The sequence below is a fragment of the Dietzia timorensis genome, assembly GCF_020742175.1.
Classification (GTDB): domain Bacteria; phylum Actinomycetota; class Actinomycetes; order Mycobacteriales; family Mycobacteriaceae; genus Dietzia; species Dietzia timorensis_A.
This window is the reverse complement of the sequence record NZ_DYXM01000103.1, coordinates 23,388-36,318: the sequence shown is the minus strand read 5'-3', so window position 1 is coordinate 36,318 and position 12,931 is coordinate 23,388. Positions and strand designations below refer to the sequence as shown.

Genomic DNA, 12,931 nt, shown 5'->3' with positions numbered 1-12,931 from the left:
TCAGTTCTGCGCCTCGAGGACCTCGTCGGGGCTCGCCGTGGCGGGCGAGAATTCCAGGAACACAGTCTCATCGGTGCCTTGGAGGTGGATATCAAAACGGTAGCGCTCGCGCCCGCCGGCGTCGGATTCGCGGATGACGGCGAGCGTGCTTCTCCGCTCGGCCGGCACGTCCGCGAGATCCTTCTCGACCCCCGCGGGGTCGAGGTAGGCGCGCGTGAACACGCGATCGAGCAGCCCTCGCGCGAGTACGCACAGCGAGAAGAACGGCACCTGCTGGCCTTCCATCGCGCCCGGGGTGCGGGTGAAGAAGCGGTAGCGGCCTTCGGCGTCGGTGGCGCAGCGGCCGTAGCCGGTGAAGGTGATGCCGTCGCGCTGGAGCGCCCCGGCCGGGCTGGGCGCCTCGCCGTTCTCGTCTGCCTGCCACAGCTCGATCAGGGCGTCCGGAACCGGGGCACCGGCGCCGTCATACACGGTCCCGTGCAGGACGACGGTATCCGCGGCTCCCGGGACGGCGAGCTCGTTACCGCGCTCGTAGGGAAGTGCGTAGTGGAAGAACGGTCCAACCGTCTGAGCTGGGGTGGGAAGAAGTTTTGGCATGTGATGTCCTTTCTACGCCTCGGTCCAGGTGCGGCGCGCGCCGGTGAGCACGATGTCCCAGCGATACCCGGTCGACCATTCGGGTGTGGTGAGGTCGTGGTCGTATGTGGCGATGAGGCGCTCGCGGGCCTTCGGGTCGACGATCGACTGGTAGATCGGGTCGAGCGAGAACAGCGGGTCGCCGGGGAAGTACATCTGGGTGACCATGCGCTGGGTGAAATCGGTGCCGAACAGCGAGAAGTGCACGTGCGCCGGGCGCCAGGCGTTCGAGTGGTTCTTCCACGGGTATGGGCCGGGCTTGATCGTGTGGAAGCGGTAATTGCCGTTGTCGTCGGTGAGGCAGCGGCCGGCGCCGGTAAAGTTCGGGTCCAGCGGCGCCGGGTGCTGGTCGCGCTTGTGCACGTAGCGGCCTGCCGAGTTGGCCTGCCAGATCTCAACGAGTTGGTTGCGCACCGGCCGGCCCTCGCCGTCGACGACGCGGCCGGCTATCGTGATGCGCTCGCCGAGCGGCTCGCCTGCATGCTGGATTGTCAGGTCCGCTTCGAGGGGGCTGACGTCGCGGTGTCCGAATGCCGGGGACGTAAGCTCGATCGCCTCCGGGTCGACCTTCGCGAAGGCGCGGGTCGGGTGGCGCAGGAGGGAACTGCGATACGGCGGGTAGTCCAGACGCGAGGACAGCTCGTGGCCGGTGCTCTCTCTGCGATCGAGGTAGTCGGCCTCGATGTCGGCGATCTGCCGGGAGATCTCGGCCTGGGTGTCTGCCGCGTCGTCGGGGCCGGGCTGTGTGGTGTGCGCGGGTGCGCTCATGGGAGTGTCCTTTCGTTCGGCCAGCCGGTGTAGCTTTCGGCGAGCCAGGCTTTTCCGTGTTCGGATTCGACGACCGTCCGCAGTTCGGCGACCGAGCGGCGCTGGTCGAATTCCGAGGCCTCGGGGTTGGCGTGGAGCATCGAGGTCATCCAGTAAGAGAAGTTCTGCGCCTTCCATACGCGGCGCAGGCACCGCTCGCTGTAGTCGGCCAGCGCGGATTCGGAGCGGGTCGAGTGCCACTCGGTGAGCGATTCGGCGAGGATGCGCACGTCCTGCAGCGCGAGGTTGAGGCCCTTGGCGCCCGTCGGTGGCACGGTGTGCGCGGCGTCGCCGGCGAGGAGGAGGTTGCCCCATCGCATCGGCTCGGAGACGAAGCTGCGGAAGCCGAGCACCGTCTTATCGATGATCGGTCCCTCGTTGAGCTCGAAGCCGCCGAAGTTGACGCGCTTTCTGAAAGTCGCCCAGATGTCCTCGTCCGTCCAGTCGCTCGGGTCGGTGCCCGGCTCGCACTGGAAGTAGAGGCGCTGCAGTTCCGGGGTTCGCTGGCTGATGAGCGCGAACCCGGAATCACTACGGGCGTAGATGAGTTCGTCGTGGCTCGGCGGCGTCTCGGCCATGATGCCGAACCACGCGAAGGGGTACTCGCGGTAGAACGCGCGCCGCTCCCCTTCGGGTATCGACCGGCGGCACGTGCTGCGCGAGCCGTCCGTGCCGACGAGCAACTCGCACTTGATCTCTATGCGCTCTCCGCTGTGCGGATCGACATAGGAGATCACCGGTGTGCCGGTGAGGTCGTCGACCTCGACAGGGCCGAGTCCGAAGCGGACGTCCCGACCGTCTTCGCCGGCCTCGTCGGCGAGATCGATGAACACGTCGGTCTGCGGGTAAAGGTAGGTCGAGGCGCCGACGAGCCCCTGGAAATCGACGTGATGAGAGTCGCCGTTGATGCGGATGTCGATGCCATCGTGGCGTGCGCCGTCATGAAGCACCCTGTCGCTGACTCCGTCGACAAGCATGTCCGCAGAGCCCTGCTCGAGGATGCCGGCGCGGTGGGTGTTCTCGATCTCCGCGCGTGAGCGTGCCTCGACCACGATGTGCTCGATGCCCTCGCGGTGCAGGAGGTGGGAGAGCATCAGGCCCGAGGGTCCGCCGCCGACAATGCCGATGGTCGTGCGTTCACGCATCGATGGTCCTCCTGCCATTTTCCGCCTCGACTTCGGCGCGCACCTTGCGCTCGTTCGGCACGATCCACACGGCAATGAGTCCGAGGAGCCCTATTGCGGCGAAGAAGTAGAAGCCCCACGGATAGGCGATGCCGGCGGTGACGAGCGCGCCGGTGACCAGCGGGCCGACGATCGCGCCGAAGCGTCCGACCGAGGCGGCCATGCCCATCGCGGTCGGGCGGGCCGAGTCCGGGTACGTCGTGTTGATGTAGGCGTAGATGAGGACCTGCGAGCTGAACACGAAGACGCCGGTAATGAAGATCATCGCGTTGAGCAGCCACGCGTTGGGCACCTGCAACGAAAGTAGAGCCAGGAAGATCGTGCCCATGGCGAACCACAGCTTGGCGGTGCGTCGGATACCCGCCCGGTCCGCGACCTGACCGGCGAGGACGAGGCCGGTGACCGCACCGACATTGAGCACGAACAGCATGACGATGGAATCGGACACGTCGTAACCGGCGACGCGCATGAGCTGCGGAAGCCACGTGTTGAGGCCGTAGACGAGCAGCAACCCCATGAAACTGCCGACCCACACCGCGATGGTGATCGCACGCCACCGCCCGCTGAAGATCGACTCCTTGCGCTGCTGCGGCGCCGTCTCTGCTTCCACGAGCGTTGCCCGGGCCGGCTTCGGGGCCATGTCGTCCTCGAGCCCGAACCACATGAGCGGAACGGCGACGAGGCCGAGCAGTCCGCCGATGAGGAACGGAATGTGCCAGTTCGGGGAGAAGCTCAGCGCGACGAGCGAGGCCGCGACGGCGCCGACGTGGTATCCGGTCATCGTGTATGTGTTCGCGCGCGAGCGCTTCTCGGCGGGCATGTGCTCGGAGATGATGACCAGCGCCGAGGGTAGGCACGCGCCGAGGCCGATGCCGGCGATGAAGCGGTAGATCCCGAACAGCTCGACGGAAGGCGCGAACGCGGTGAGGAGCGTGAAGAGCGAGAACAGCGCCGTCGCCGCGACCAACAGTTTGCGCCGGCCGATCCGCGCGGCGATGACGCCGACGAGCGAAGCGCCCAGGGCCACGCCTACCAGCGACATCGTCGACACGGTCGTCACCGAGCTGCTGGTGAATCCGAGGACCTCGCCGTCGAGGAGGTCGGGGATGATGGCGCCGAGCGCGACAAGATCGAACCCGTCGAGGAATACGGCGAACCAACAGATCAGCGCCGGCCATGCGGAGCGCGGGGCGAGCGACGTGCTCGCGTTAGATGCATGTGGCATGAGCGTTACTCCTCGGGCTGAAGGTCGAAACGTTGGGCGCCCGGCGACTCACCACGTGGCCACCGAACCGTGCTCGAGCAGCACATCCACGCACTACTGAGACCCACACCACAGGACGATAGTGGTCGTCATCACATGCGTCTAATCAATATTTTTCACCCTATCCATAGACGCTATCTATAGTGATGTCATGGCGTCGACCGATCTCAACCTGGTGCGGACCTTTGTCGCTGTGTATGACTCCGGTTCGGTGACCGCTGCGGCCGATATCCTCGGCATCACCCAGCCGACTGTCACGCACTCACTCAACCGTCTACGGCGCACGATGAATGACGAGCTCTTCGTCCGCTCCCCTGGCGGTGTCGCGCCGACGATGGCCGCGAGGCGCGCGTACCCGAATTTCGTCGAGGCCCTCAACCGCATCGACGCTGCCTTCCGGCTTTCGGCGCCGTTCATCCCGGCAGCCGAGCCCGCGACTTTCCGCATCGCTCTGTCCGATGCGGGCGAGGTCTCCACGCTTCCGCACCTCGCGAACGCGCTGCGCCGTTCCGGTCCGCAACTGTCGCTCGAGGTGCTGCCGCTCGATATCGACCAGGTCGAGGATCAGCTCATCCGCGGCGAGATCGACGCGTTTATCTCCAGTGCCGTCTACACCTCGCGCAACGTGCAAAGGGAGGTGATGTTCACCGAGCGCTACGTTGTGGTTCTCGCGGAGGATCATCCGCGCATTGGCGCCGAGATCTCCGCCGCCGCGCTCGACGGCGAGCGGCACGTCGCCGTCCGCGGCGTCACCGGCCACAGCAGCCCGTTCGATCGCCAGCAGGCGCGCAAGGTGCGCCTCGACGCCGTCGTTCCCCGCTTCACCGCTCTGCCCTACCTGCTCGCGAACTCGGACGCCGTGGCGATCGTGCCGCTGTTCATCGCCGAGTCCTTCGCCGCCTCGCACCCGCTACGTTGGGTTGACTCCCCGTGGCCGATGGAGGAGGTCGAGGTCGCGCTCTACGCGCGCCAGCCGCATTCGCGCTCTCCGTCTCAGCAGTGGCTTTTCGACGTGGCCACGCTCACGCTGCAGTCGGCATATCCGTCCCCGGACGGCGGGCACCAGACCTAGGGCGCTCGCAGCAGATAGGTGTCCATGATCCACCCGTGTTCGGCCCGCGCTCGCTCGCGCGCCTCGGCGATCTCCGCGCCGACGTCCCCGACCCGGCCGTGAATGAGGATCTCCCGGGTATCCCCGAGGTAGGCGCCCCAAAAGATCTCGGTATCCCCGCTCGCCACGTCCCGGAACGCGCAACCGCCGTCGAGCATGACGAAGCAATTCCGCAGCAGTTCCGGCGCCGTTTCGGACAGTTTGCGCCCCGTCGTGATGTGGATCGGCTCGCCCACCCGGTTCGCCGGGATCGCAAACGCGGCGCACAGCGCCATCGGCGCGGCGATTCCCGGGATCGAGCGAAGCTCGAATTCCTCGCCCGCCTCGCGGACCTGCTCGAGCATCCGAAGCGTCGAGTCGTACAGCGAGGGGTCTCCCCACACTAGGAAGCCGGCGACCCCGCCGTCATCCAGTTTTTCGCGGATGACGTCGGAGATCTTGTTCGCCCGGCGCGCATGCCATTCGGCGACCGCGGCACGGTAGTCGCGTCTGGCGAGCTCCGGATCGCGCGGGGTGTCTTCGATGGTCACGACCTCCGGAAGCTTCTCACCGCCATGGGTAGTGAGCATGTTCGAGCGGAGTGCGCGCATGTCTTCGGTGTCGGTCCCTTTGTCGAGAAGGAGCACGATATCGAGCGAGCGTATGGCGTCAATGGCCTGCGCGGTGAGATGTGCGGGGTTTCCGGTGCCGATACCGATGGCGACGATGGTGCGCATCGCCCCAGCGTATCTACCCCGCGCAGGTGCCAAATGCGCAGGGCCGGGGATCGGCGCGGTATCGTATACACGGTTTAGATTTCCTCAAGATGATTGCTGGAAGGTTTCCGGTAGGCCTATGTCCCCGATTCACACCATTTCGCCCGCGATAGCACGCTCCTGGCTGCTGCTGCCCGCCAATAAGCCCGCGCATTTCGATGCCGCGGTAGCTTCCGAAATGGATGTTGTTCTCCTCGACGTAGAGGACGGGGTACCGGCGGCCGAGAAGGTCACAGCACGCGAGCACGTGCGTGACTGGCTCAAGGACGGCGGCAAGGCCTGGATCCGGATCAACGACGTTCGTTCTCCCGAGTGGGAGAAGGATCTCGAGATGCTCGGCAACCTCCCGAACCTGCAGGGCGTCATGCTCGCGAAGACCGAGAACTCCGAGCATGTATCGCTCACGGCGGCCCGTCTGCGTGAGGGCACGCCGATCGTCGCGCTCGTCGAGTCTGCCGATGGCCTGGCCGCGGCGACTCACATCGCCAAGACCAAGCCGGTCGTTCGTCTCGCCTTCGGTATCGGTGATTACCGCCGCGATACCGGAATCGGCTCCTCCCCTCTCGCGCTCGCTTACACGCGTTCGCAGTTCGTCGTGTCCTCGCGCGTGGCGCGTGTCGCCCCGCCGATTGACGGCCCGACGATTTCCAACGAGGTCGCCGTGCTTCGCGAAGCCGCCGAGCACGCGGTCGAGATGGGCATGACCGGCAAGCTGTGTCTCCGCGTCGACCAGGCCCCGTACATCAACGAGGTGCTCTCCCCTTCCGCTGCGGATGTGTCCTGGGCGGAGTCCGTCATCGAAGAGCTTGGCCAGGGTGGCGAGCGCGCGAAGGACGGTTCGGACCTCCCGCGACTCGCAAGAGCGCAGAAGATCTCCCGTCTCGCGCACGCATTCGCCGCGACCGACTAATTCGTCGAATCCGTCGTGACCTCGACTCCCTCGGCCCCGCACAATCTGCGCGTGAGGTCCGGCCGCCGCTGGCTTCCCTGGAAGAGCAGGACGAGGTCATTGACTTCGCGCGCATGGGATTGGGTACCTGACTGGGGCACGACCGTAGGTGATGGCCCGATATCGTCGATCATCTCCGCGGCACTGTTTATCGTGACGTTCCCATTCATGATTCCGGCGCTCTTGGTCACCCCGTTTTTCCTTCTGGAATCACTGCTGCAGTGGCTCGTGTTCCCATTTGTAGCGGTGCTGCGCATGGTCGGACTGTTACCCGTGGTCGTTTGGGTGAAGGTAGGTAGTCAGACCCCGTACGAAGAACGCGTCAGAGGTTGGCGCCGTGCGAAGGCACGGAGCGCCGAGCTCGGTGACCTCGCGCGCGCCAACCCGTCGGTGACGACTATGTCTGCTGCGGCGATGCCCGGTGTCGACGATCCGTACCAATACGGTCCGCGCTAGTTCTTACCAACCGGCCGCGAGCTTGCGATCCATGTTGCTCATACCGTCGTTGGCCTGCCCCGTGGCAACGGCGACCGCCCCGAGCATTGACGTGAGTTCCGCTGCTGCAGTGTCCCACTGTTGTTGGAGCGCGTGATAAGCGATCGCGGATTCGCCCTCCCACGTGGCAACCAGGGGCTGGAGGTAGGCACGGAGCTGGTCGAGCGTGCCGTTGAGATTGCCGACGGACGTGTTGATCTGCGCTACCCCTGCGGCGATGTTCCCGTGGTTGTAACTTATCGTTCCCATGAAGTGTCCTTTCGATTCTGCTAGGAGATGTGGAGCGGGCCGGCTGAGCCGACACGGTTGATTGCGGCCGTGTTGGCCTCTTCCTCTGCGTCGTAGTTCGAGGAATTCACCCGGAGCTGGTCGGCGATTCCGGCAAGGGCGCCGTTCAGCCGTGCCACTGCGCCGTCCCAGTCCGTCATCACTCGCGCGAAGGCGGTCGCGGCGGAGCCCTGCCAGCTGGCGCCCGCGAGCTGGTCGACAACTCCACGGACGTAGGTGAGTTGGCCGCTGATTGCTTCATTGGTGGAGTCGACGTGTCCAGCAGCCGTCTGGAGCACCGGGCTGTCGGCCTTGAGCGCTCCACTTCCTCCGGGGGCTTGTTCGGTCATCGGTAAGTCCTTTCACTTCACACGCATCGCAAGCGCGGTGAGCAAGTTTTGGTATTCATGCCGTTCACCTATAAGGACGTCCCTACTACGTCCGTCGGTTCCCGAGGCTTCACATTGAATCGCCTTTCTGGCGTCTACTGGTCTTCCTCGGAAATGGAAGCGTGACCGCGGTTTCGGCGATCGCTTGCGCTGGAACGGGAAAACTGAGCAGCCGCCGCGCATCGCATTCGGAAACGATCATTCGCGCTCCCTGCCCGCAGACGAGCACCTCGTGCGAACCATCTTGAGCTGGTCGGTGGCCGTCCCGCAGGCCGACTATGCAGTCAACAACACGTGCGGCGAAGCCGTCGATGACGTCGTCGTCGGGGTCTACTCTGAGAACGACACGTGTGGAAATAATTGTCAGTGTTCGCTGTTGACGGTGGATGAGAGTGACAGCGGCGCCCTTGTTGCTGAGCTCCACCGTGTAATTCCACTTCGCGAAAGAGCTACTCAGAGCGTCGGAAAGAAGTAGCGCGGCTCTCACCGGTGTCGCCTCGATCCCCACATACGAGGCCGTGCTCACGGCTCGGGCTATTCGAACGTTTCCCCAGCTCGTCGGGATGATCAGGTGTGCCTGCCGGGCAGCCGCGCCCTCTTGCGATTCCAGCCAGCGTCGTGCTCGGCGTAGCGTAGCGCCCGCTATTTCTTCGAAGTCGATCGCCACTCCGTCGATACGTGTTTTTGCACAATCGATCAGTGCCCATGGCTCGGTGATGACGGCCTCAGGGCTTTCTCGTGCGATATCGTCCACTTCCGGGCTGCACAGGACCCTGTGCGCCGGTCGCTCGACTCCTCGCTGCGACAGCCTCGGGTCGGAAGACAGGATAACGGCGGGGCGCATACCGACGACTCCCTGCAGTGTCGCAGGTATGAGGTGGCCACAAGATATATCGATGGCGGCGGTACGGGCTGCTGGGCACACGGTTGGTCCTACTTCGTTGGGCCTATTTAACGGCAAGTTGCCACATCGTGGCGCCGGCATCTCTGGTGTAGAACTGCGCACGACCTGGCGGGAGCGGCCGCGCGACAAGCTCGCCGACGAGTTTTCCTTCATCCTTGGTTCCATCCATGACGATCCCCGCTGCACCGAGATCCTTCATCCGTTGCATCACCGGATCGAATGCCGAGCGCGCGGCGCCGGACACGCGACGAGTAAGGACGAGCGCGAACCCGATCTCTGCGGCATGAGCAAGCAGTGGAACGAGAGGCGCAAGTGGGTTACCCGACGATCCGGCCACGAGATCGATGTCGTCCACCAGGACGATGATCCGTGGGCTCGGCTCCCGCTCGGAGGCGCTGACCGACAAACGATCCTTGAGGACGGTGGTGAGATGATCGATCATCGGCGCGAGTTCCTCCTCGGTACTCGCGATTCCCGCCAAATACTCCTTCGCCACGGCGTTTTTTAGTTTGCGGCGGTAGTCGATGAGCAGTATCCGAACGTCGCTGGCAGGTGCACTCGCCATGATTGCCGTTGCTACGACGTTGACGAGCATGGTCTTGCCGCTTCCTGCGTTTCCGAATGCAAGTACCAGCGGTGTGGTGATGAGGTCGAGGTATGCGGGCGCGAGGTTTTCTTCCTCGATTCCGACGGGCAGCGGCAACATCGAAGTAGCGGTTGCCCGCGACCGCGCCGCGGCCAAGATTCCGGAAAGATCCGCAAACGGCACCTTGTCTGGAAGCAGGCGAATCTTAGGCGCGCGCTCACCAGGCCTGGCCGACGCCCAAGCGTCGGAGACCTTGTCTAGTTCACCGGCGATATCGACCGCGCGGTCATACGCTTCGTCCCCATCTCTGCTCCGCGCATCGAGTTCGGGCGCCAGGATCTGGATAAGTTGGCCGGTTCCGACCATCCCACGACCTGGGTACTCGGGAGGTATAACCTGTGCGGCTCGGCGCCCGAACATGGAGTCGGCCGGGTCGATTATTCGTAATTCGATTCGCGTTGACAATGAATCACGTACCACCGGGCGTACATCCATCCACCGAGATGCGGCTACGACGACATGAACCCCTACGGCTAGGCCCTGAGTCGCGATCTGACCGATCGTCTCATCAAGGTCGGCGATCTCGGTGCGAGCTGCACTCCATCCGTCGATGAGTATCACGATCTCGGAGAATGCCTCCGTATAATCATCGGCTCGCGTCCGGCACTGACTGATGGACGTGAGCCCGCGGGTGCGAAACGCCTCCTCCCTCTTCGAGATTTCAGCCTCAACGCTCCTTACGATCCGCCGCTGCTTGTCTCTTTCGCCTTTACGCGCGATTCCCACGGTGTGAGGTAGCCGCTCCAACGCCGAGAGCACTCCGCCGCCGAAATCGATTCCATAGATGTGAAGATGAGACGGCCGTGCACGTATCGCTGCCGACATCGCCATGGCAACAAGTGCAAAGGATTTCCCACTGCGCGGGGCTCCGACTACGAGCGACGAACTTCCGGCGCTCGAGAAGTTGACCTGGAAAAGGTTTTGCCTTTGCTGAAATGGCAAGTCCATAACGGCCCAGGGAACAGATGGGAACGCTTCGTTCTCGGCTGTAGCCGCCACGAGTTCGACTCCGCCGAATTGACCGAGGTCGATGCGCGACTCCAACGGCGGAAGCCAAATCTCGTGAGCCTTGACACCGACGCCGGCCAGACCATTGTTGAGCAAATCCCAGTCACTTTCTTTTGGTGGATTCTCCTCCGGTTCATGGGTCTTAGAGGGGTTGAGCGGGATGGGCGCGGCCTGTGTGTACGCGGCGTTGAAGGGCACGATCTGCGGCACCGTCGACACGAATGACAGCGCGCGGGGAGCTGCCGCACAGTTTTGCCCGTTGGGCTGCGATACGAAGAAGGAGTCGAAGCGCTGTGCCTGTCCGGCGTCGGTCTTGAGATAGCCTGCACCGGGTGTGGCCGGCAGGTTGTAGGCGTCCGAATTGCCCAACACAACGCGCGATTCGGCGGCGGAGAAGGTCTTCAGCGCGATGCGGTATGACAGGTGACTCTCCAGCCCGCGCAGGCGCCCCTCCTCCAATCGCTGGGAGGCCAGAAGCAGATGGATATGCAGGCTTCGCCCCAGCCTGCCGAGTTGGACGAACAGGTCGATGAAGTCGGGTCGCGCCGTGAGCAGTTCGGAGAATTCGTCGACTACAAGCACAAGCGCAGGCAATGGCGGTCCGGGAAAGTCAGGATCGGACCGCCGCGCCGCCTCATAGTCGTCCACCTTGGCCACTTGGCACGTACGCAACAGTTCCTGACGTCGGACGAGCTCACCTTCAAGAGCTTCCCGCATGCGGTCGACGAGAAACTGCTCGTCGGCCAGGTTCGTGATCGACGCGGCGACGTGGTGCAGCCGATCCATGCCGGCAAACGTCGCGCCTCCTTTGAAGTCGACGAGAACGAGGTTGAGTTGTTCCGGGCTGTGGGTGGCGACCAGCCCGAGTACCAGCGCTCGGAGGAACTCCGACTTGCCCGAGCCGGTCGCGCCGATGCACAGTCCATGGGGCCCGTGCCCGCCCTGCGCCGATTCCTTGAGGTCGAGGTACACGGGCGCACCAGAGCCGTCGACCCCCACAGCCGCTCGTAGCTTGTCGGAACCAGACCGGTGTGGCCATGGCGCGTCTAGCTTGCCCGAAGAGATTGAACATCCAGCAAGGATCGAGGCGATCGGCCCTTCACCGCCCTCAACAACGAGATCTGCGAACGGGCGCATTGGTGAACCACCACCGCTCCCTCCTCGATGGCTGTGTTCCACGCCGATACCCCGACTCGGCACGTTGCGCCCGGAACTGTCAGAGCGTTCGCGGAGAACCTTTGCGAACAATGCTGAACTCTCCGAGAGCGAAAGCCTGTCGGCCCGAAAAAGCTCTTTTCCTACGACCACCTCGTTGGCGTATACGAGATCCCTCTCACCGACCGGGACCAGATGAAGTGCTAACCCGTCCCGTTCGGCCAGTCGCCGTAGCTGCGTCGACTGGGACGCGCACACCTCAACGAAAGTGACACGTTCCAAAGATGGCGCGGGAGCAAGCCAGGTGGCATCTCCTATGTCAACGCCGTCGCAGATAACCAACAAATGGGCATCCGTCCCCGACGGCGGCGAGCCGACAAGTAACTCCAGACGTTCCAGTGACTCCTCATGGAGCCGTGCCGGTCCGGACGCGTCGAGAAATTCGCGGTCCCAATGGTGTGGCAACCACTTCAGACAGTCCCATTCACCCGCCGCTACCTTGCCGCCCGCGACGACGGCGATCCGAACTCGTCGTTCGGAAAAGCCCACCGCCAGTTGTCCGACCATAGCTCGCAGCATTTCGCGCACACGGGTGGGTTCGCCAAACACGCTCACAACCGGGTAACTGGGAATTTCCACGGCCACCGGAGCATGACGAACGAACGAGTGTGCTCGCACAAGCCGACGAAGCGCTGTCACCGATACCGGTTCCAGATCCTCGACCGGTCCCGATTCGGGGGCGACGAGCGGGCGATCCAATACAACGGTGCCTAGCCCGAGCCGTACAGCAATATGCTCGTCCGTCCCAGTTTCGGCGCTGCGAGCTCGGCCCGATTCGCCTCCCACCAAGGCCGTGAGCTCGTTCGGGTGCGGATGTCTACGAAGTAGTGCCCGACGTTGGTTTTCCGCTGCCTCGATGAGGTCACTTCGGGTCAGATCGAGATAGCGCAGGTAGTCCCTTCGCTTTTCGGACATCTCCAGCTTCCGACTACCGCCCTGCCAATTTCCGACGAGCATCGCGATCGTCGACATCGCCATCATCGCCGGGAACATGAACATCATCGGGCTGCGCCCCGCACCCGAGGTCACCATGACGGCGATGATTCCGCCGGTCGCCAGGAGCATCATCACCGGCATCAGCCGCACGATCATCGACTGCGGGGTCGAACGGGCCAGCTGCGGTGGGGCGTGAAGCACGAACGGCAGGCCGCCTCCCGCCGCAGCCTGCTCAGGCGTTCCGGGAGCCGCGCTCTCGGCCGCTTCAGCGATCGTCATCGTCAGTAAAACTTCCCGCTCGGTCGCCTGCGGCGATGTAGCGCCCCCACAGCCTGGCGGCGTCGATGTTGAATATCGAGGCGAAG

General features: G+C 64.0%; 12 protein-coding genes. 3 read left to right on the top strand and 9 right to left on the bottom strand.

All coding sequences use genetic code 11. The annotated features are described in order from the left end of the window. Genes pcaG through K8V11_RS05470 form a run of 4 tightly spaced genes read right to left on the bottom strand, consistent with a single transcriptional unit; the run spans position 1 to position 3,852 of the window. A complete protein-coding gene (gene pcaG, locus K8V11_RS05485; RefSeq protein ID WP_303911482.1) occupies positions 1 to 597 on the bottom strand; it encodes a protocatechuate 3,4-dioxygenase subunit alpha in 597 nt (198 codons plus the stop codon). A gap of 12 nt (positions 598 to 609) precedes the next feature. Next, positions 610 to 1,404, bottom strand: a complete 795-nt coding sequence (gene pcaH / locus K8V11_RS05480) for a protocatechuate 3,4-dioxygenase subunit beta (protein ID WP_303911480.1) — start codon at positions 1,402 to 1,404, stop codon at positions 610 to 612. Beyond that, positions 1,401 to 2,588, bottom strand: a complete 1,188-nt coding sequence (locus tag K8V11_RS05475) for a 4-hydroxybenzoate 3-monooxygenase (RefSeq protein ID WP_303911476.1) — start codon at positions 2,586 to 2,588, stop codon at positions 1,401 to 1,403. The genes pcaH and K8V11_RS05475 overlap by 4 nt, the downstream gene beginning before the upstream one ends. Beyond that, positions 2,581 to 3,852, bottom strand: a complete 1,272-nt coding sequence (locus K8V11_RS05470; RefSeq protein ID WP_303911474.1) for an aromatic acid/H+ symport family MFS transporter — start codon at positions 3,850 to 3,852, stop codon at positions 2,581 to 2,583. Before K8V11_RS05470 ends, K8V11_RS05475 begins: the two co-directional genes overlap by 8 nt. Positions 3,853 to 4,042: 190 nt before the next feature. Between K8V11_RS05470 and K8V11_RS05465 the strand changes: the two genes are divergently transcribed. Continuing rightward, complete coding sequence (locus K8V11_RS05465; RefSeq protein ID WP_303911472.1) at positions 4,043 to 4,963, top strand: LysR family transcriptional regulator; 921 nt, start codon at positions 4,043 to 4,045, stop codon at positions 4,961 to 4,963. Here K8V11_RS05465 and cobF read toward each other — a convergent pair. Further along, positions 4,960 to 5,718 carry a precorrin-6A synthase (deacetylating) gene (gene cobF / locus K8V11_RS05460; protein WP_303911470.1) on the bottom strand — a complete coding sequence of 253 codons (759 nt, stop codon included), beginning with the start codon at positions 5,716 to 5,718 and terminating at the stop codon, positions 4,960 to 4,962. The genes K8V11_RS05465 and cobF overlap by 4 nt on opposite strands. A gap of 118 nt (positions 5,719 to 5,836) precedes the next feature. On the opposite strand from cobF, the gene K8V11_RS05455 reads away from it, so the two are divergent. Both K8V11_RS05455 and K8V11_RS05450 read left to right on the top strand, forming a co-directional pair. Beyond that, positions 5,837 to 6,667, top strand: coding sequence for a CoA ester lyase (locus tag K8V11_RS05455; RefSeq protein ID WP_067475963.1), 831 nt, complete (start codon positions 5,837 to 5,839; stop codon positions 6,665 to 6,667). A gap of 99 nt (positions 6,668 to 6,766) precedes the next feature. Then, on the top strand, positions 6,767 to 7,162 hold the full coding sequence (locus K8V11_RS05450; protein ID WP_303911466.1) for a hypothetical protein: 396 nt from the start codon (positions 6,767 to 6,769) through the stop codon (positions 7,160 to 7,162). 3 nt (positions 7,163 to 7,165) lie between these two features. Here the strand turns inward: K8V11_RS05450 and K8V11_RS05445 are convergent, their stop codons facing one another. From K8V11_RS05445 to eccCb, 4 genes are all read right to left on the bottom strand, one after another. Beyond that, on the bottom strand, positions 7,166 to 7,450 hold the full coding sequence (locus tag K8V11_RS05445) for a WXG100 family type VII secretion target (RefSeq protein ID WP_303911464.1): 285 nt from the start codon (positions 7,448 to 7,450) through the stop codon (positions 7,166 to 7,168). A 20-nt stretch (positions 7,451 to 7,470) separates the two neighbouring features. After that, positions 7,471 to 7,818 carry a WXG100 family type VII secretion target gene (locus K8V11_RS05440; RefSeq protein ID WP_303911462.1) on the bottom strand — a complete coding sequence of 116 codons (348 nt, stop codon included), beginning with the start codon at positions 7,816 to 7,818 and terminating at the stop codon, positions 7,471 to 7,473. A 109-nt stretch (positions 7,819 to 7,927) separates the two neighbouring features. Beyond that, a complete protein-coding gene (locus tag K8V11_RS05435; RefSeq protein ID WP_303911460.1) occupies positions 7,928 to 8,701 on the bottom strand; it encodes a hypothetical protein in 774 nt (257 codons plus the stop codon). A gap of 103 nt (positions 8,702 to 8,804) precedes the next feature. Next, positions 8,805 to 12,845: a type VII secretion protein EccCb gene (eccCb, locus tag K8V11_RS05430; RefSeq protein ID WP_303911458.1), complete on the bottom strand. Its 4,041-nt coding sequence runs from the start codon at positions 12,843 to 12,845 to the stop codon at positions 8,805 to 8,807. Positions 12,846 to 12,931 lie beyond the last annotated feature (86 nt).

Excerpts from the sequence above, each read along its gene's own strand:
- pcaG (WP_303911482.1), bottom strand. The coding sequence starts at position 597 with ATGCCAAAACTTCTTCCCACCCCAGCTCAGACGGTTGGACCGTTCTTC.
- pcaH (WP_303911480.1), bottom strand. The coding sequence starts at position 1,404 with ATGAGCGCACCCGCGCACACCACACAGCCCGGCCCCGACGACGCGGCA.
- K8V11_RS05475 (WP_303911476.1), bottom strand. The coding sequence starts at position 2,588 with ATGCGTGAACGCACGACCATCGGCATTGTCGGCGGCGGACCCTCGGGC.
- K8V11_RS05470 (WP_303911474.1), bottom strand. The coding sequence starts at position 3,852 with ATGCCACATGCATCTAACGCGAGCACGTCGCTCGCCCCGCGCTCCGCA.
- K8V11_RS05465 (WP_303911472.1), top strand. The coding sequence starts at position 4,043 with ATGGCGTCGACCGATCTCAACCTGGTGCGGACCTTTGTCGCTGTGTAT.
- cobF (WP_303911470.1), bottom strand. The coding sequence starts at position 5,718 with ATGCGCACCATCGTCGCCATCGGTATCGGCACCGGAAACCCCGCACAT.
- K8V11_RS05455 (WP_067475963.1), top strand. The coding sequence starts at position 5,837 with ATGTCCCCGATTCACACCATTTCGCCCGCGATAGCACGCTCCTGGCTG.
- K8V11_RS05445 (WP_303911464.1), bottom strand. The coding sequence starts at position 7,450 with ATGGGAACGATAAGTTACAACCACGGGAACATCGCCGCAGGGGTAGCG.
- K8V11_RS05440 (WP_303911462.1), bottom strand. The coding sequence starts at position 7,818 with ATGACCGAACAAGCCCCCGGAGGAAGTGGAGCGCTCAAGGCCGACAGC.
- K8V11_RS05435 (WP_303911460.1), bottom strand. The coding sequence starts at position 8,701 with ATGCGCCCCGCCGTTATCCTGTCTTCCGACCCGAGGCTGTCGCAGCGA.
- eccCb (WP_303911458.1), bottom strand. The coding sequence starts at position 12,845 with ATGACGATCGCTGAAGCGGCCGAGAGCGCGGCTCCCGGAACGCCTGAG.